Genomic DNA, 18,590 nt, shown 5'->3' with positions numbered 1-18,590 from the left:
CGTTCCTCCGACGGGAGCGTCCGCCGCTACCGTCCGCGACCCAAAGGGGGTGGCATGTCCGCAGACCAGGGCAGCTCGAAGGTGCTCACGCTCACGAAGAGCGAATCCGCGCCCGACGCGCTTCACGATGTCCCGGCCCTCCCGGCCCCCGATGCCGCTCCGGCACTCGAAGCCGTCCCGGCGCCCCCCGAGACCTCGGGGGCCATCGACACCCGCACCCTGTCCCGCTCCCTGTTCCTGCGGCTCGCCGCACTCGGCGAGAACAGTCCCGAGCGCGCCTACGTCCGGGACACCCTCATCGAGCTCAACCTCCCGCTCGTGCGGTACGCGGCGGCCCGCTTCCGCTCCCGCAACGAGCCGATGGAGGACATCGTCCAGGTCGGCACCATCGGCCTGATCAAGGCGATCGACCGCTTCGACTGCGAACGGGGCGTGGAGTTCCCGACGTTCGCGATGCCGACGGTCGTGGGCGAGATCAAGCGGTTCTTCCGTGACACCTCGTGGTCCGTCCGCGTCCCGCGGCGCCTCCAGGAGCTGCGCCTGGCCCTCACCAAGGCCAGCGACGAGCTCTCCCAGAAGCTCGACCGCTCCCCGACCGTCGCCGAACTCGCCGCGGTCCTGGGCGTGTCGGAGGAGGACGTCGTCGACGGACTCGCGGTCGGCAACGCCTACACGGCCTCCTCCCTCGACTCCCCGGCCCCCGAGGACGACGGCGGCGAGGGCTCCCTCGCGGACCGCCTCGGCTACGAGGACACCGCCCTGGAGGGCGTCGAGTACCGCGAGTCGCTGAAGCCGCTGCTCGCCAAACTCCCGCCCCGCGAGCGCCAGATCATCATGCTGCGCTTCTTCGCCAACATGACCCAGTCGCAGATCGGCGAGGAGGTCGGCATCTCGCAGATGCACGTCTCGCGCCTTCTCACCCGAACCCTGGCCCAGCTCCGCGAAGGCCTCATCTCCGACTGAGACCTCCCCGCCCGAACTCTTCATAATTGACGGATCGTCAGCCACACTGGCGCGATGCGTCGAGCGACCTGGCTCCGTGGCCGTAGAGGCGCCCTGGTGGGCGCCTCTACGGCTGTTGTCTGTCTGGGTGCCGTTCTGGCCGCCTGCGGGGGCGGTGGGAGCGGCGGCGGATACGTGGCGGTGGGAGCGCCCGCCGGTCCCGGACCGGTCGTGGCCCCGACCGGTAACGTCTCACTGACCCCACTGCCCGGGTCCACGCCTCTCACGGAAGCCGCCAAGGGAGCCCCGCGGCAGGGCAGTTCACCCCCACACTCCGGCTCCCCGGGCGGGCCACCAGAGCCCGGCGGCGGGGTTACGTCGACGCCGTCGTCGGGCGACGACGGCAACTCCGCCCGTACGAGCACCGGTTCAGGCACCGCATCCGCGCCATCCGCTCAACCGACCCCGGGATCCACGGCGACCACCAGTCCCCCCGGTTCCACCGGTCCCGCCGTTCTCAGCGTGAGCACTCCCACCCGGGAGGCCACCGACAAGCGCTGGTGCGAGAAGGTGACCGTCTCCTTCCGCAACACCGGTGGCACCGCCGTGCGTTCGGGCACGGTGACCCTCGGGACGCACATCATCGGGGCGCTCGGCATCGACTGGGCGACGATCGACTCGACGCGGGACCTGCCCGCGCCGATCGCCGCCGGAGCGGGCAGCACAAAGACCTGGACGGTGTGCGTCGACGACTGGCGCGTGCCGCTCGGCATGCACATCGAGACGCAGGACGTGTCCGTCCAGTGGAAGTAGCCCGCCTCCACCGGTCCTACCGGCGGGGCGGGTCGGAGCTCATTACGCCAGCGCGAGCCACGCCACGGCGGCTACGACCGCCACGGCGACGACGATGCCGATGATCAGGCCGATGCGGGGCCCCGCCGGGGCGGCCGCCTGCTGCTGTCGGGCCTGGGGCCCTTCGTCGACGAAAGCGCGGAACATCTGGGTGCTACCCGCGGGGTCGTAGTTGCCCTCGGGGCCCTGGGTGTTTGCCATGGCCCAGGACCCTAGCGAATACCCGCTCCCCACCCAAGCGCAGGGTTCCCCTCACCCTCGAACCCCCACACCATGAGCACCCCGCCAGGGGCAGGGGCGGGGGCGGACGCAACGGTCCCCGGCGTGGCCCAGGCGCCCGGGCCACGCCCCCGTAAGGCGAACGCCCCGCAGGACGCCTGGTTCTGGTGCCCTCGTGGGGCCGGGGACGGACGCGGGCCCGGTCGGTCGGTCCACAGTGGCTTCAAAGTCTCGCGCGCCCTCCACCTGCCAGTTTACGTTCGCCAATACTTGTCTTTGCCATCTTTTTAGCCCAGCGCCAGCGAAATCGTTTGCCTGCAGCAACCAACTGGATTTATGGTTGCCCCAAGCAACGAACATGGGAGGTGTGATGGCCGAGCAGGCGCAGTACGAGGAATTGGCTCGTCAGCTCAGCGCCATCGGCGCGGTGAAGCGGGAGCTCGGGCGGATCCTGCCGCACGACTGCCCCGCGGGCTCCGCCGCCGTACTGACCCTCCTCGGCCGGCACGGCGACATGCGGATGAGCAAGCTAGCCGAGCTGCTCGCCGTGGACATGTCGGTGACCAGCCGCCACGTCGCCCACGTCGCCGACCGGGGCTGGATCGAACGCCTCCCCGACCCCGCCGACAAACGCTCCCGCATCCTGCGCCTCACCGACACGGGACGCGAGCGGCTCATCGAACTCTCCCGCCGTTCCTCCCAGCTGTTCGCCGACCGGCTGAGCGACTGGTCCGACCACGAGGTCGGTCTGCTCATCCATCTGATGGGCCGGCTACGCGAGAGCTTCGGTGGCTGCCGTGCCGTACCCCGGCCCCCCTATGTGCCGGAAGCAACCGAACTGACCACCCGTACACCCGCATAAGACAAGAGAAGGAAGCCCATGGCAACGACCACACCAGCCGGTGTGCGGGCTCACGCCAAGCACGGAGGTGGACCCTCCGACGGCACTCCGATGACACATCGCCAGATCATGGAGGCGCTCTCCGGCCTGCTGCTCGGCATGTTCGTCGCGATCCTGTCGTCGACGATCGTCACCAACGCGCTCCCTGAGATCATCGGCGACCTGGGCGGCGGCCAGTCCGCCTACACCTGGGTCGTCACGGCCTCGCTGCTGGCCATGACCGCGACCACGCCTCTGTGGGGCAAGCTCTCCGACCTGTACAGCAAGAAGGCGCTCGTACAGATAGCCCTCGTCATCTACGTGCTGGGATCGGCCGCCGCCGGTCTGTCCCAAAACCCCGGCATGCTCATCGCATGCCGTGTGATCCAGGGCGTCGGCGTCGGCGGTCTGTCCGCCCTCGCCCAGATCGTCATGGCCGCGATGATCTCCCCGCGTGAGCGCGGGCGTTACTCCGGTTACCTCGGCGCGACCTTCGCTGTCGCAACGGTCGGCGGCCCGCTGCTCGGCGGTGTCATCACCGACACCTCGTGGCTCGGCTGGCGCTGGTGCTTCTACGTCGGTGTGCCGTTCGCGTTCATCGCGCTGATCGTGCTGCAGAAGACCCTGCACCTGCCCACCGTGAAGCGGGACGTGAAGGTCGACTGGGGCGGCGCGTTCTTCATCTCCGCCGCGGTCTCGCTGCTGCTGGTCTGGGTCACCTTCGCCGGTGACAAGTACGACTGGATATCGGGGCAGACGTACGCGATGGTGGGAGGCTCGATCGTCCTCGGGCTGCTGTTCGTGCTCGTCGAGTCCAAGGCGAGCGAGCCGATCATCCCGCTGCGGCTGTTCCGCAACCGCACCATCACCCTCTCCTCCCTCGCCTCGCTCTTCGTGGGCGTCGCGATGTTCACCGGCACCGTCTTCTTCAGCCAGTACTTCCAGCTGGCCCGGGACAAGTCCCCGACGATGTCGGGCGTCATGACCATCCCGATGATCGGCGGCCTGTTCATCGCCTCCACGGTCTCCGGCCAGGTCATCACCAAGACCGGCCGGTGGAAGTACTGGCTGGTCAGCGGCACCGTCCTGATCACCGCGGGCCTGGGCCTGCTGGGCACCATCCGCTACGACACGACCTACTGGCACGTCGCGGTCTTCATGGCGCTGCTCGGTCTCGGCGTCGGCATGACGATGCAGAACCTGGTGCTGTCCACGCAGAACCAGGTCGCCCCGTCCGACCTCGGCTCGGCCAGCTCCACGGTGACGTTCTTCCGTTCCCTCGGCGGTGCGATGGGCGTCTCCGCGCTGGGCGCGATCATGTCCACCCGGATCACCGACTACGTCAAGGACGGCCTGGCCGGCCTCGACCCCAAGTACGCGGCCGCCGCGTCGGCTTCCGGCTCCGGCACCATCCCGCACATGGACGCGCTGCCCGCCCCGCTGCGCACCGTCCTGGAGAGCGCCTACGGTCACGGCATCGCCGACGTCTTCATGATCGCCTCCGTCCTGGCGCTGCTCGCCTTCCTCATCGTCCTGTTCATCAAGGAGGTCCCGCTGCGGACCTCGGGCGCGCTGGCCCAGGCCGCGGAGGCCAAGGTGGAGGCTTCGGCCGCCGCCGAGGCACCCGTCTTCGCCGAGGCGCCCGCCGCCGAGGAGAGGAGCCCGAGCTGGGCGGCGGCCGTCGCCGAGACGAGCCCCGAGGTCGGACCCGAGGGCACGCAGCGGCTCGCCGCCGTCGCCACCGCGACACGGGAGAGCGCCCCGCCGCCCGCCTCCGGCGGCATCCCGGTCCGCGGTCACGTCCGCGGCACCGAGAGCGCACCCGTCCCGCAGGCCGCGGTCACGCTGATCTCGCTCGCGGGACGGCAGCTGGGCCGGTCGGTCGCACAGGCCGACGGCTCCTACGCGGTGGACGCGCCCGGCACGGGCTCGTACGTCCTGATCGCCTCCGCCGACGGTTTCCAGCCGCAGGCCTCGACGATCGTCGTGAACGACGAGCCGGTGGCGTACGACATCCTGCTGAGCGGCACGAGCGGGCTGAGCGGGTTCGTCCGGGCCGCCGGGACCGGCACCCCGGTCAAGGACGCCATGGTCATCGTGACCGACGTCCGCGGTGATGTGCTGGCCACCGGGACCACCGGTGAGCAGGGCCAGTTCGCCTTCACCGAGCTGGTCCCGGGTCCGGTGACCATCGCGGTGAACGCGGCGGGCCACCGCCCGCAGGCCCTCCCCGTCGAGGTCGGCGGCGCCGGGGTCACCCGGATCGAGGTCGAGCTCAGCGCGGGAGCCCAACTCCAGGGTGTCGTACGGGCCCCTGCCGGCCCCCTGGCCGACGCCCGGGTCACGCTGGTCGACGCGGCCGGCAACGTGATCGGCACCTCCAGGACCGGCACGGACGGCGCGTACGCCTTCACCGACCTGGACGGCGGCGAGTACACCGTCATCGCGACGGGATACCCCCCGGTGGCGACGGCTCTCACGGTCTCCGGCCGTGGCGTCGACGACCACGACATCACCCTCGCCCACCCCGGCGAGTAGCTGATACCCCGGCCCGTGGGGACGCGCGCACTCTGAGCGGAGGTGCGCCCCCCACGGGCCGGTTTCATCGCGACCAATTTTTACTGCTTTGCAGGGAGAAAACGGGATGGGACTGACCGCACGGATTCGCACACGGGACGGATGGGCCGTGTCGCACGCGGTCGTCACGGTGACCGACATGACCGGAACGCAGGTGCTGCGCGCCGAGGCGGACACCGAAGGAGCCGTGCACGACCCGACCACCCTCACGCCCGGCGCGTACACGGTGATCGTGACCGCGGTCGGCTACGCGCCCGCCGCCTCGAGCGCGATCGTCACGGCGAGCGGCCGGGCCGAGATCGGCAACGTGACTCTCGCCCGCCAGGGCGGCACCGAACTGCCGCCACCCGGCCCCTGGACCGTCGACCCGGCGCACTCCTCCGTCGGCGCCGTCGCCCAACACCTCGGCATCTCCAGCGTGCACGGCCATTTCACGGACTTCTCGGCGGTGATCGAGATCGCCCCGGACGACGTGTCCAAGTCCCGCGTCGAGGCGGTGATCTCGGCCGCCTCCATCGACACCGGCAACGGCATGCGCGACGGCCACCTGAAGTCTCCGGACTTCCTCGACGTCGAGACGTACCCGCAGATCACCTACCGCTCGACCGGCCTGACCCCGGCCGGCTCCGACCGTTGGACCGTCCACGGCGAACTCACCATGCGCGGCATCGCCCGCCCGGTCGACCTGGACCTCGCCTACCTGGGCACGGGCGCGGACCCCTGGGGCGGCACCCGCGCGGCCTTCCGGGCGACGACCGAGCTGCACCGCGAGGACTTCGCCATGAACTACAACCAGGTCATCCAGGCGGGCATCTCGGCGATCGGCACCACACTGAAGGTCGAACTGGACATCCAGGCGGTACAGGGCGAGTACCTCCCACAGGCGTAAGGCGAGTGCCCCTTCACAGCGGGCAGCCTAGGCTGACTCACATGGCACCGAACATCGCTACGAACACCGCCGTGTCCCTGGACGAACTGCTCGACTTCGTACGCCCCCGCCACCGCGCCATCCTGCTGACCCGCCGTACCGACGGCGGCCCTCAGGGATCCCCCCTGACCTGCGGGGTCGACGACGCCGGGCGGATCGTCGTCTCGACCTACCCCGAGCGCGCCAAGACCCGTAACGCCAAGCGGGACGAGCGTGTCAGCCTGATCGTGCTGAGCGACGAGTGGAACGGACCCTGGGTCCAGATCGACGGCACGGCCGAGGTCATCGACTCCCCCGAATCCGTCGAGCCCCTCGTCGAGTACTACCGGAACATCGCGGGCGAGCACCCGGACTGGGACGAGTACCGGGAGGCGATGCTGAAGCAGGGCAAGTCGATCATCCGGGTCACGCCGGTGAAGTGGGGCCCGGTCGCGACGGGCGGCTTCCCCGCCCGGCTGACCCCCCAGGAGTGACCGAGAAGGAGCGGACAGACCCTGGGGCCTGTCCGGCTAGGGCCTGGCGACCATCGTCTCGATCCCCGCGATCAGCGTCTCCAGCGCGAACGTGAAGTCCCGCTCCCGCATCTCCTCGACCGTGTCACCGCCGCGGGCCTCCCTGAGGTCCGCGGCGTTCTCGAAGTTGGCGGAGAACTGCGGCTGTTCGCTGATCGTGCTCATGGCCTGGCGGAAGTACTCGTCCTGGGTCATCCCCGCGGAGGCGCAGCGCTGCACGAAGTGGCCCTCGATGGTGCCGAACCCGTACACGAACTGGAAGACCGCCGAGAGCGCGCCCATCTGACCGTGCGGGGGCAGACCGGTGTTGCGGATCACCTGCTGGACACAGAGCGAGAAGGCCATGGAGTGCGGGCCGATGTTCAGGAAGGTCCCGATGAGCGGGGACACCCAGGGGTGGCGGACCAGCAGGGCGCGATAGCCGGTGGCGAGGGAGCGGAGCTGGTCGCGCCAGTTCTCGCCGGACTCCGCGTCGGGCAGCTCCAGTTCGCCGAAGACCGCGTCGAGGGCGAGTTCGAGCAGATCGTCCTTGGTGTCGACGTACCAGTACACGGACATCGCGGTGACGTTCAGCTCGGCGGCCAGCCGACGCATGGAGAACTTCGCCATGCCCTCGGCGTCCAGCAGTCGTACGGTGGCCTCGGTGATCCGTTCCCGGTCGAGCCCCGACGGCTGCCCGCCCCCGCGTGCCGCACCGGCCCGGGGAGCCTTGCCCTCCAGCCAGACACTGGTCCGCGCCGGACGCTCGGCACGGTCGGCTGCCCTCACCATGGCGCACCATCCTCGGAACTTGGAACCTGGAACTCAGCAGTCGGGGCTCAGCAGTAAGCACTCAGCCCTCGAAAGCGGCGGCAGCGGGTCCGCCCCCTCCCTGATGCTAAGCGGGCGCTACACCGAAGCCGCCACCGCGGAGTCTGCCCTCTCCGCACGCCGCAGCAACGCCGCGGCCAGCAGTCCACCGAGAAGGGCGGCGACCTCGCCCACCAGCCGACTGGTCTCCAGGCCCGACGAGAACGCGTCCGTGATCCGTCCGCGCTCCTCGTCCGAGCCCGCCGAGGCCAGCGCCGCCGGGAGCGAGGCCGCCGCCGCAGGAATCAGCGCCGCGAAACGGGAGTTGAGGATCGCGCCGAGCACCGCCACGCCGAGGCCGTTGCCGAACTCGGCCAGCGTGCCGTTGACGCCCGCGCCCACGCCCGCCTTCTCGGGTGGGATCGCGCTCATGATGGCGTGCGCCATGGCCGGGTTGGCCACGGCCGCGCCCGCACCGATCAGCAGCAGGCCGAGCGGTGTGCCGCCGTACCCGTGCGCGGCGAGCGTGGCGATCGACACCAGCCCGGCCGACATCATCGTCATCATGAGCGCGATCGACACCGGTGCGCCGAGCCGCGCCGTCCACTTCGCCGAGAGGCCGGAGAAGTTCAGCGCCACGACCGCGAGCGGCGCCGTACGCAGTCCGGCTTCCAAGGGGCCGTACCCCAGGACGAATTGGAGGTGCTGGGTGAGGAGGAAGAGGGCCCCGCCCATGTCGAAGGCGATGAGGACGGCTCCCGCGACGGCTCCCGTGAAGCGCCGGTTACGGAAGACGTGCGGGTCGAGCATGGGGTACGGGATCCGGCTCTCCCAGTACGCGAAGGCGGCCGGCGCGAGCACGGCGACCGCGGCCGTGGCCAGGACCCGGCCGGACGTCCGGCCGTGGTCGGGGCCGGAGATGATCGCGTACACGAGTGCGGTCATGCTGATCGTGGAGAGCAGCGCTCCCAGCAGGTCGGGGCGGTCTCCCCGAGGATTTTTCGACTCCGGTACGAGGGCCACCACCGAGACGAGGCCCAGGGCCGCCACCGGCAGGTTGATCAGGAAGATCGCGCCCCACCAGAAGTGGTTGAGCATGAAGCCGCCGAGGAGCGGGCCTGCCGCGAAGCCGAGGGCGTTGACGGCGCTCCAGATGCCGATGGCCTTCGGGTGCTCCGCGGGGGTGAAGATCTGCATGGCGACGGCCAGCGTGGTGGTCAGCAGGAGCGCGCCGCCGACGCCCATTCCGGCCCGCGCGGCGATCAACTGGCCGGTGGAGCCGGCGAGTCCGGCCACCACCGAGCCGATCCCGACGAGCCCCGCGATCAGCATCTTCTTGCGGCCGATGGGGGTCCCCCCGCGCCCTTGAGGCGTGGGGGAGGTCGGCCGCGCTGCCCGCCGTGAGCAGCAGCCCGGACTGCGCCAGCGAGTAGGCGTTGATCATCCACTGGATGTCGGAGGTCGCCGCACCCCGTTCCCGGGTGAGGGAGGGGATCGCCACGTTCAGGACGGTGTTGTCGAGCAGCACGGTCGACTGGGCGAGGCGGATGACGCCGAGGATCAGCCGGCGCTGGGGGTGACCTTGCGCCTGGTCTTCGGGGCGCCCTGAGGGAGTCGTGGACGTGCTGTACACCGTAGAACAGTTCCCATACAGCGTACAACGCGATGCTCCGGGCGTACGAAAAGGGCGGTGGCCCGAAGCTGGATCGCTCCGGGCCACCGCCCCGGGTACAGGACCTGCCGTCAGCTGCTGGTCGGCTGCGTCAGGTCGTAGAAGGTGGCCGAACCGACCGTCACCTTCTTGAAGTTGGCCGTGACCCACGAGCTGATCTGGGAGGAGGTGGAGGTGGTGGAGGAGTTGCCGCCGCCGCCCATGCCGCCGCCCGAGATGAAGTAGTGGATCTTGCCGTCCGTCACGTACTTCTTGAACTGGGCCAGCGTCGGAGACGGGTCGGTGCCGTTGAAGCCGCCGATCGCCATCACCGGCTTGCCGGTGGCGAGCTGGTAGCTCGCGGAGTTCTGGGAACCGATGGCCGCGGCCGCCCAGGTGTAGTCGGCCGCGTTCGTCTCCAGCAGCTTCTTGGCCGCGGAGCCGACGGTCGCGCCGTTGAGCAGACCGCCCACGCCGCCACCGCCCATGCCGCCCTCACCCATCGCGCCACCGCCGGGCATGCCGCCCTGCTGGTTCTGGCCCTGGGTGGTGCCGTTGCCCTGCTGGTTCTGACCGGGGAAGCCGCCGGTTCCACCGGTGCCACCCGTCGGGGGCTGGCCCATGCCGCCACCCTGCTGGGTGGTGCCGTTACCGCCCTGCTGGTTCTGGCCCTGAGTGTTGCCGCCACCGGGGAAGCCGCCCCGCATGCCGCCACCGGGGCCGCCACCCCGGCCGCCCATCGTGCTGGCGCCCGCCGGACCGGCCGTGACGATCGAACCGGTGTGCCCGCTGTTCACCGTGGACAGCGTGTACGCCGTCGGGCCCGCGACCGAGGCCACGAAGCTCAGCCCGACCGCCGCGAGGGCCAGTTGGCGGCCCAGCTTGGCCGCGAAGATCAGACCGAGCGCGCCGACCAGACCGCCGATGAGGACCAGCCACTTCAGCCACGGCAGGTACGTGGGCGTGCGGTTGAGCAGCACGTACCCCCAGGCGGCGGTCGCGGTGACCGCGCCGGCGAGGGTGAGCGAGGCCCAGACCTTGCTCCGCTCCTCCCACAGCACCGTCACACCCATGCCGACGACGGCAGCGATGTAAGGGGCCAGGGCCACCGTGTAGTACTGGTGGAAGATGCCGGCCATGTAGCTGAAGATGATCGCCGTCATCAGCAGGGCGCCGCCCCAGGCGAGGAACGAGCTGCGCGTCAGGTCGGTCCGCCTGGCCTTGCGGGTGAGCACGATGCCCGCGACGAACAGGATCAGCGCGGCGGGCAGCAGCCAGGCGATCTGGCTGCCGATCTCCGAGTTGAACATCCGGTTCCAGCCGGTCTCGCCCCACTGGCCGGTGCCACCGCCGCCGCCACCGACGCTGCCGGTCTCGTCGCCGTTGATGCGGCCGAGGCCGTTGTAGCCGAAGGTCAGCTCGAGGAAGGAGTTGTTCTGCGAGCCGCCGATGTACGGGCGGGAGGACGCGGGCCACAGCTCCACGATCGCGACCCACCAGCCGCCCGCGACGACCATCGCGACCGCCGACAGACCCAGCTGCGCGAACCGCTTCTTCAGCCGCACCGGCGCGCAGACCGCGTACACGACCGCGAGCGGCGGCAGGATCAGGAAGGCCTGCAGGGTCTTCGCGAGGAACGCGAAGCCGACCGCGGCACCCGCCCAGACCAGCCACTTCGTCCGGCCGTCCTCCAGACCGCGGACCACGCAGTAGATCGTGACGGTCATCAGCAGCGCGAGCATCGCGTCCGGGTTGTTGAACCGGAACATCAGCGCGGCGACGGGAGTGAGCGCGAGCACCGCGCCCGCGATCAGACCGGCCGCTGGGCTGAAGCGACGGCGCAGGGCCCCGTACAGAACGCCGACCGTGGCGACGCCCATCAGCACCTCGGGGACGAGGATCGCCCACGAGCTGAGGCCGAAGATCCGTACCGACAGGGCCATCGGCCACAGCGAGGCCGGGGGCTTGTCGACGGTGATGGCGTTGGCCGAGTCGAGCGAGCCGAAGAAGAGGGCCTTCCAGCTCTGGCTGCCCGCCTGGACGGCCGCGGAGTAGAAGGAGTTGGCGTACCCGGAGGCGCTCAGGTTGTAGAGGTAGAGCAGGCCGGTGGCGACGAGCAGACCGAGGAAGGCGGGGCGCACCCAGCGCGGGTCCTCGGGCCGGCCGCGCCAGACGCGGTGGAAGAAGGGCTGCTTGGGCTCACCGGACCGGGGGGCCGCGGTGGGCGCCGCGACGGGCTCCTGCAGAGCCGTCGAGCTCGGCGGCCCCCAGGAGGGCTCGGCGCTCCCGGAGGGACTCAGGCCCCCCTGATAGCTCGTGTCGGGCTGAATCGTCATCGTGCGTCCCTCGCGTCCCTCGGGTCGTGATCGTGCGGGCGCACCGCTTGCAGCTGCATGGTTGCGTCCCCCCAGGTGCGGTCCGCGGCTTCAGCGGCGCGGAACTCGTTGGTCTGGTTGTGGTCGTGGTTGATGTACGGAGCTTGGGGCGCCGTCGAGCCCGGGCGCTGGGGCAGCGGCTGGTGCTGGTGGTGGTGCTGGCCCTGGTGGTGGTGCTGCTGGTGCGCCGCTGTCGTGCTGTAGGCGGGCGAGGCCGGGTTGTGCGAGGCGACGACGGTCGAGGGCGCCGTCTCGTCGCGCCGGTCCGGGAAGACCCAGGCGCGGAAGAGCAGGAACCGCAGCACGGTCGCCGCGAGGTTGGCGGCGATGAGCACCGCGAGTTCGGTGGAGTGCGCCGGGCTGCTCGTCGCCGCGTTCAGGGCGGCGAGCGAGCCGCTGGTGAGGGCGAGGCCGATGCCGAAGACGACCAGGCCCTGCGCCTGGTGCCGCACCGCGCTGCCCCGCCCGCGGACGCCGAAGGTCAGACGTCGGTTGGCCGCGGTGTTGGCGACGGCCGAGACGAGCAGGGCGAGCGCGTTGGCGATCTGCGAGCCCGAGAACGAGCGGAAGGCGCTGTACAGAAGCAGGTAGAAGAGGGTCGACAGGGCGCCCACCACGCAGAAGCCGACGAGCTGGCGGGCCAGCCCCTTGGGTACGTCGGTCAGGTCGCGGTCGCGCGGATCATCCCCGAAGGGGCGCCCGAGCCGGTCGAGCGGGAGCGAACCGGTGGCGAGGGCGCGCCCCACGCGCCACACGCCCTTCAGGTCGTCGGTCGCGGTCTTCACGATGTGCACGGTCGAGTTCGGGTCGTCGACCCAGTCGACCGGCACCTCGTGGATGCGCAGTCCGGCGCGCTCGGCGAGCACCAGCATCTCGGTGTCGAAGAACCAGCCGGTGTCCTCGATCAACGGCAGCAGGACCTGGGCGACATCGCGGCGGATCGCCTTGAAGCCGCACTGCGCGTCCGAGAAGCGGGCCTGCAGCGAACCGCGCAGGATCAGGTTGTAGGTGCGGCTGATGAACTCCCGCTTGGCACCGCGCACCACGCGCGAACTGCGGGCGAGCCGGGAGCCGATCGCGAGGTCCGAGTGGCCCGAGATCAGCGGGGCCACCAGCGGGAGGAGGGCGTTGAGGTCGGTGGACAGGTCCACGTCCATGTAGGCGAGGATCGGAGCGTCCGAGGCCGACCACACGGTGCGCAGCGCGCGCCCACGGCCCTTCTGCTCAAGCCGGAAGGACCTGACCTCCGGTATCTCCGACTCCAGCCGTGCGGCCACCTGAGGGGTGGTGTCCGTCGAAGCGTTGTCCGCGACCGTGATGCGGAACGCGTACGGAAAGGTGCGCTTGAGATGCTCGTGCAGTCTCACCACACACGGCTGGAGGTCCTTCTCCTCGTTGTAGACGGGGATCACTACGTCCAGGACAGGCGTACCGGCGGACCCGGCCGGGAGGTGCTCCCGCGCCGGCAGGTTGCCGGGAGAAGAGTCGGTTCGCATGCGAACGACTCTCGTCAAACGCCCTGTTGCACCCATGTGGTGGCGCTGTGCTGTGCCTGTGAGAACAGTTGCGCCTTTGTTTCCACGAACGGATCGACGGCGATCGCGGGCAGATGAAGGGTGAACACGGTCCGTCCGGGCATGCTGTCCACGGTGACGGCACCGCCGTGCGCGGCCGCGACGGCCTGCACGATGGCCAGTCCCAGGCCCGTCGAGCCGGAGGACCGGGAACGCGAGGAATCACCGCGTGCGAAGCGTTCGAAGACGCGCGGGAGCAGGTCGGGCGGGATGCCGGGCCCGTCGTCCTGGACGTCCACGCACAGCCACGGTCCGTGCCGGTGCACCCGTGCGGTGACGGTCGTACCGGGCGGGGTGTGCGTTCTGGCGTTCGCGAACAGATTGACCATGACCTGCTGCAGCCGTGCGGCGTCCGCCAGCACGAGCGCGGGCTCCTCCGGCAGTTCGAGCCGCCAGTTGTGGTCGCGTCCGGCCGCCCGGGCGTCGCTCACGGCGTCGATGACGAGCGGTACGAGGTCGGTCTGGTCGTACTGGAGCGGGCGTCCGGCGTCCAGCCGCGCGAGCAGCAGCAGGTCCTCGACGAGCAGGGTCATACGCCCGGCCTCGGACTCGATACGGCCGAGGGCGTGCCGGGTGTCGGGCCCGGTCTCCTCGCGGCCGCGTCTGGTCAGCTCGGCATAGCCACGGATCGACGCCAGCGGTGTACGCAGCTCATGGCTCGCGTCCGCGACGAACTGCCGTACGCGCATCTCGCTCTGCTGGCGTGCGTGCAGGGCGCTGTGGATGTGGTCGAGCATGCGGTTGAGCGCGGCGCCGACCTGCCCGACCTCGGTGTGCGGGTCGGCCTCGGACTCCGGAACCCGCTCGTAGAGGGTGACCTCGCCGGTGTGCAGGGGGAGTTCGGAGACGCGGGTGGCGGTGGAGGCGACCTTGCGCAGGGGGCGCAGGGCGAGCCCGACCAGGACACTGCCGGCGATACCGGCGGCGATGAGACCGGCGGCGGTGACGCTGATCTCGACGAGGATCAGCGTGTTGATGGTGTTGGTGACGGAAGCCGTCGGGATGGCGACGTAGTAGGCGCCCCTGGGGCCTTCCTGGTACGTGACGCGGTACTCGCCCAGGCCGGGGATGTCGACGCTGTGCACACCGGTCTTCGACACGGAGCCGAGCGCGGCCAACTGGGCCTCATTGAGCTTGTTGGTCACCATCTCCGGGACGCCGACAGTGGTGGTGGTCGCCCCCTCCTTGGAGATGACCCCCTCGCTGATCCTGCCGTTCTTCACGACGGCGGCGATGGTGTTCTCTTGGTTCGGCCCACGCTTGAGGAAGGTGAATGTGTCGTTCTGCAGGCTGCCGTTGGACTGGTTCTGCGTGTTGTTCGGCGGTAGGCCCCCCGGCTTGTCCGGGCCACCGCCGGTCGCCCGCCCGACGGTCTCGCCCAACGTGGTGTCCAGCTGCCCGTACAGATGGTCCCGCAGCGCGAGGGTCGTCACGGTGCCGATCACCGCACACACCACCGCGATCAGCGTCACCGCGGAGACGACGAGCCGCGTCCGCAGCGTGCGCGGCTGTCGTCCTCGCCCCTGCTTACGCGGCCGTCGTCGCCCGCTCATGACGCCGCGGGCTTGATCAGGTAACCGGCCCCACGCCTGGTGTGGATCATCGGCTCACGACCGGCGTCGATCTTGCGTCGCAGGTAAGAGATGTAGAGCTCGACGACGTTGGCCTGGCCACCGAAGTCGTACGACCACACGCGGTCGAGTATCTGCGCTTTGCTGAGTACACGCCTGGGATTACGCATGAGGAACCGCAGGAGTTCGAACTCCGTCGCGGTGAGGTGGATGTTGTCCCCGGCGCGCGAGACCTCGTGGCTGTCCTCGTCGAGGGTGAGGTCACCGACGACGAGCACGGAGTCGGAGCGCCGGTCGGCGGCGCCGGAACGGCGGATCAGTCCGCGCAGCCGGGCCACGACCTCTTCGAGGCTGAAGGGCTTGGTGACGTAGTCGTCGCCACCGGCCGTCAGCCCCGCGATACGGTCCTCGACGGCGTCCTTGGCCGTGAGGAAGAGGACGGGCACGTCGGGCAGATCACGGCGCAGGCGCCCCAGGACCGCGAGGCCGTCCATGTCCGGCAGCATCATGTCGAGGACAACGGCGTCGGGCCGAAACTCGCGCGCGGTCTGCACCGCGCCCTGTCCGTCACCCGCGCTGCGGATCTGCCAGCCTTCGTAGCGAAGGGCCATGGAGAGCAGCTCGGTGATCGACAGCTCGTCGTCCACCACCAGCACTCGGACGGGGCTCCCGTCCGGCCTCAGCAGTTCGGTGCGCCCCTGGGGCGAGGTCGTGGTCATAGCGGACACCTTGGCGGGGTCCTCTGAGAGCACGCTTTCGGGAACCTGTGATTTTCCTGAGAAACACACAGGTGCCTCTCAGGCAACTCCTGGGAAGATCACGAAGTTCCTGAGAGGGCGTTCCCGGGCGTTCCGGGGCGCCCCGCTCAGACACTGATATGGCGTCCCGCTCAGACACTGATCGCGAAGAGACGAGCACCGTTCGCATAGCAGACCGCCCGCAGCCAGTCGTCCCCAAGACCGAGCCGTTCAAGGGCGTGCAGTTGGTGGACGTACGGATAGGGGATGTTCGGGAAGTCGGTCCCCAGCAGGACCCGGTCACCGAGGGCGGCGAGCCGGGCCCTGGCCTCCCGCGGAAACGGCGCGAACCGCTCGCTGAAGTCCGTGAACGCCATCGTCGTGTCCAGCCGCACCTCCCCGTAGCGCTCCGCGAGGGCGAGGAAGTCCTCGTACTCGGGCATCCCCAGGTGGGCCACGATCAGCCGCAGCCGGGGATGCCGGGCGAGGACACGGGCGACCGGCTCGGGCCCGGTGTGCTTGCCGGGCGCGGGGCCGGACCCGCAGTGCATCACGACGGGGACCCCGGCCTCGGCGAGCAGCCCCCAGGTGGAGTCGAGGAGTTGATCACTCGGGTCGTACGCCCCCACCTGGATGTGCGCCTTGAAGACGCGGGCCCCTTGCTCCACGGCCTCCCGTACGTACCCCTCGACGCCCGGTTCGGGGAACAGGGTAGCGGTGTGCAGACAGTCGGGTGTCCGGCGGGCGAAGTCGACGGCCCAGGAGTTGAGCCACTGCGCCATGCCGGCCTTGTGCGGGTAGAGCATCGCGGTGAAGGCCCGTACCCCGAACCCCCGTATCACCGCGAGCCGTTCGCTCTCCTCCGCGCGGTAGGTGATGGGCCATTCGACGCCGCCGGTCAGCGGGCCGAGCGCGTCGAAGTAGTCCCACACCTTGCGCAGGACGCGCTCGGGCATGAAGTGCGTGTGGACATCGACGAGCCCCGGCAGCCCGAGCCGCTCCCAGAACCGCCGTACATCCTCCACGTCCGTCCCGTCAGTCCCGTCAGCCACGCGCACACTCGCTCCTGCCACTCGGCCCTACCTCCTTGCGCCGCTCGGTCCCCGTGATTCACTCAGTCCCCGTGTCCTACTCGGCCGCCGTGCCGTGCTCAGTCCCCGGAGTCCGCTCGAACTCATGGCTCCGCTCGACCTTGGCGATGTGCAGGGTGTAGCGCTCGTACCATTCGGCGCGGCCGCGCCGCTGCGCCGCGCGGTGCTCGGCGTGCCCGCTCCACTCCCGGATCGCGTCCGCGTCCCGGAAGTACCCGACGGTGATCGCCAGCCCGCCCGGCGTGCGCGCGTAGTCCATGCCGAGGTAGCCCGGGATGCCCTTCACCAACTCCTCCATGCGCTCGGCGGTCTCTGCATACCCTCCGTCGTCGTCGATCCGGACGGAGGTGAACACGGCGGCGTAGTAGGGGGGTTCGTGGGCTGCGACAGGTGCAATGGAGTGATCGCTCATGGCAACCACTGTCGGGCCGGGTCTCCCCACCCGTCCAGGTCCTTTCCGAACGGGATCCAAGAGGGATCCAACTCTTGACCCTCAGAGAACGGCATCCGTGCAGGCACTCACACGCGGGCACTCAGAAAAGTCCGTCCTGCAGCACACTCCCGTCTTCCCACTCCCTTACGGGAACCGTCAGTCGCCCACCGCTGACCGCGGTCAGCTCCCACCCGGTCATGAGTCGCGTATCCACGACGACGACCCCACGCCCGGTCGCCAGATGCAGATCGGGCCCGGCGGCGGCGAGCAGCTCCCCGCTCACCACGCCACCGGCGACGAGCTCGCTCACGACACCGACGGCGGCCGGGAGCCCCTCGAGCCCGAACGCCTCTGTGTGATCGACGGCCTGAAAGGGCGCACGCTCCAGGGAGTCGGGCCAGCCATCGAGCTCCATGACCCGCGCGTGCAGCTCCCGGATCTCCTCCAGCCGCTCACCCGCCCCCGGCAACGCGGCCCGCACCATCCTCTTCTCGGCGTACGGAATCCGATCCGGCACCCGAAGCGCGGCCCGCAGCAACTCCTCGGTCCGCCGCGCCGCCATCAACGGCCCCTGCCCGAGCCAGCTGAAGACGACGGCCCCCTGCTCCAGCAGCCGCGCCGGCCCGCGCGCGACTCCGGTGATCCCGACCTTGACCAAGCCCGGCCCGAACCACGCGAGGTACACGCGGTACGGCCGCGGGTCGTCGGCCATCGTGTCGGCGGCCACGGAGTGCGCCCGGTCCAGCCGCGCGCACTCCTCACAGCGGGCCCCCGCACTCCGCCCCGACACCACCGCCCACACGGGACACGCGTTCCCCCGCGCCCCCACACACGTCCGTATGCCCTCGTCCACCACCCCAAAGGCCACCCGCTTCCCCCAGGACAGCGCACTGCCCCGCCCGCCGCCCCAGATCAGCACGGGGCCGCCGTCCGACCACCGCAGGCCCGAACATCTCCACGTCTGTGCCATCACTCACGAGCGTAGGCGTTGCCACTGACAACGGAGTCGACGATCAGGCTGCCGCTCGGGGACCTGTCGGGCAGCCGTTCAGGAGGCGGACTCGGTCACGGGTTCACCGCTCGCGGATTCACGGCCGAGGACCACGTCCGACCGGACCGCGGGCCTCCCACGCCCGGCCAGCCGGCACCCCACACACCCGGGATGCCCCTCCCGCGCGCCGCGGTCCCTGACCCGCAGTCCCCACTCCGAGGCGGGCCGACGCCCCGGCGGCTTGCCCCACCCGGCGAGATGGAGCACCCAGGTGACCAGCACGCTCACAGCCACGACCGCCAGCCCGCCCCACTCGCCGGGGGCGTTGTCGGCGCAGACCCCCAGCCCGATGCCCGCCACGCCCACGGTGGCGATCCCGAATCCGACCCAGCCCGCGAGGGTGTGCCCCTCGTCATGCTTACTCACGTAATGCCTCCCTCTGTCCGAACAGCGGAGCTTCGTGACATG

The 18,590-nt window shown here is 70.3% G+C and carries 16 protein-coding genes and 1 pseudogene; 6 read left to right on the top strand and 11 right to left on the bottom strand.

The window, feature by feature from the left end:
• The first annotated feature begins 54 nt into the window (after positions 1 to 54).
• Both OG819_RS14180 and OG819_RS58575 read left to right on the top strand, forming a co-directional pair.
• Entirely contained in the window at positions 55 to 963 is a 909-nt protein-coding gene (locus tag OG819_RS14180) for an RNA polymerase sigma factor SigF (RefSeq protein ID WP_266626199.1), read from the top strand.
• A gap of 501 nt (positions 964 to 1,464) precedes the next feature.
• Entirely contained in the window at positions 1,465 to 1,755 is a 291-nt protein-coding gene (locus OG819_RS58575; RefSeq protein ID WP_323138146.1) for a hypothetical protein, read from the top strand.
• A gap of 42 nt (positions 1,756 to 1,797) precedes the next feature.
• Here OG819_RS58575 and OG819_RS14170 read toward each other — a convergent pair whose 3' ends face one another.
• Positions 1,798 to 1,995, bottom strand: coding sequence for a hypothetical protein (locus OG819_RS14170; protein WP_054235117.1), 198 nt, complete (start codon positions 1,993 to 1,995; stop codon positions 1,798 to 1,800).
• Positions 1,996 to 2,383: 388 nt separating this feature from the next.
• On the opposite strand from OG819_RS14170, the gene OG819_RS14165 reads away from it, so the two are divergent.
• The 4 genes from OG819_RS14165 to OG819_RS14150 all read left to right on the top strand — a co-directional run bounded on the left by OG819_RS14165 (position 2,384) and on the right by OG819_RS14150 (position 6,871).
• A complete protein-coding gene (locus tag OG819_RS14165; RefSeq protein ID WP_266649673.1) occupies positions 2,384 to 2,875 on the top strand; it encodes a MarR family transcriptional regulator in 492 nt (163 codons plus the stop codon).
• Between the two features lie 18 nt (positions 2,876 to 2,893).
• A complete protein-coding gene (locus OG819_RS14160; RefSeq protein ID WP_266649671.1) occupies positions 2,894 to 5,431 on the top strand; it encodes an MFS transporter in 2,538 nt (845 codons plus the stop codon).
• Between the two features lie 106 nt (positions 5,432 to 5,537).
• Positions 5,538 to 6,359, top strand: coding sequence for a YceI family protein (locus OG819_RS14155; protein ID WP_266432900.1), 822 nt, complete (start codon positions 5,538 to 5,540; stop codon positions 6,357 to 6,359).
• A 41-nt stretch (positions 6,360 to 6,400) separates the two neighbouring features.
• Positions 6,401 to 6,871, top strand: a complete 471-nt coding sequence (locus tag OG819_RS14150) for a PPOX class F420-dependent oxidoreductase (protein WP_266583703.1) — start codon at positions 6,401 to 6,403, stop codon at positions 6,869 to 6,871.
• 36 nt (positions 6,872 to 6,907) lie between these two features.
• Here OG819_RS14150 and OG819_RS14145 read toward each other — a convergent pair whose 3' ends face one another.
• From OG819_RS14145 to OG819_RS14100, 10 genes and pseudogenes are all read right to left on the bottom strand, one after another.
• Positions 6,908 to 7,681 (bottom strand): TetR/AcrR family transcriptional regulator, encoded by a 774-nt coding sequence (locus OG819_RS14145; RefSeq protein WP_266649668.1) that lies wholly within the window; start codon positions 7,679 to 7,681, stop codon positions 6,908 to 6,910.
• Between the two features lie 117 nt (positions 7,682 to 7,798).
• Positions 7,799 to 9,332: pseudogene (locus OG819_RS14140) on the bottom strand (MFS transporter).
• 110 nt (positions 9,333 to 9,442) lie between these two features.
• Positions 9,443 to 11,686 carry a glycosyltransferase family 39 protein gene (locus tag OG819_RS14135; protein WP_266649666.1) on the bottom strand — a complete coding sequence of 748 codons (2,244 nt, stop codon included), beginning with the start codon at positions 11,684 to 11,686 and terminating at the stop codon, positions 9,443 to 9,445.
• Positions 11,683 to 13,221 carry a bifunctional glycosyltransferase family 2/GtrA family protein gene (locus OG819_RS14130; protein WP_266649664.1) on the bottom strand — a complete coding sequence of 513 codons (1,539 nt, stop codon included), beginning with the start codon at positions 13,219 to 13,221 and terminating at the stop codon, positions 11,683 to 11,685. The genes OG819_RS14135 and OG819_RS14130 overlap by 4 nt, the downstream gene beginning before the upstream one ends.
• A 14-nt stretch (positions 13,222 to 13,235) precedes the next feature.
• Positions 13,236 to 14,852 (bottom strand): HAMP domain-containing sensor histidine kinase, encoded by a 1,617-nt coding sequence (locus OG819_RS14125; RefSeq protein WP_266649663.1) that lies wholly within the window; start codon positions 14,850 to 14,852, stop codon positions 13,236 to 13,238.
• On the bottom strand, positions 14,849 to 15,589 hold the full coding sequence (locus OG819_RS14120; RefSeq protein ID WP_266626219.1) for a response regulator transcription factor: 741 nt from the start codon (positions 15,587 to 15,589) through the stop codon (positions 14,849 to 14,851). Before OG819_RS14120 ends, OG819_RS14125 begins: the two co-directional genes overlap by 4 nt.
• Positions 15,590 to 15,759: 170 nt before the next feature.
• Entirely contained in the window at positions 15,760 to 16,659 is a 900-nt protein-coding gene (locus tag OG819_RS14115) for an amidohydrolase family protein (protein ID WP_266649661.1), read from the bottom strand.
• A 76-nt stretch (positions 16,660 to 16,735) separates the two neighbouring features.
• Positions 16,736 to 17,110 (bottom strand): antibiotic biosynthesis monooxygenase, encoded by a 375-nt coding sequence (locus OG819_RS14110; RefSeq protein ID WP_266649659.1) that lies wholly within the window; start codon positions 17,108 to 17,110, stop codon positions 16,736 to 16,738.
• Between the two features lie 121 nt (positions 17,111 to 17,231).
• Entirely contained in the window at positions 17,232 to 18,101 is an 870-nt protein-coding gene (locus OG819_RS14105; protein ID WP_266649657.1) for a DUF2797 domain-containing protein, read from the bottom strand.
• 78 nt (positions 18,102 to 18,179) lie between these two features.
• Entirely contained in the window at positions 18,180 to 18,548 is a 369-nt protein-coding gene (locus tag OG819_RS14100; protein ID WP_266649655.1) for an HGxxPAAW family protein, read from the bottom strand.
• Positions 18,549 to 18,590: the final 42 nt, after the last annotated feature.

Source organism: Streptomyces sp. NBC_01549 (assembly GCF_026339955.1).
Lineage (GTDB): Bacteria > Actinomycetota > Actinomycetes > Streptomycetales > Streptomycetaceae > Streptomyces.
This window is presented reverse-complemented; position numbering and strand designations above follow the sequence as displayed.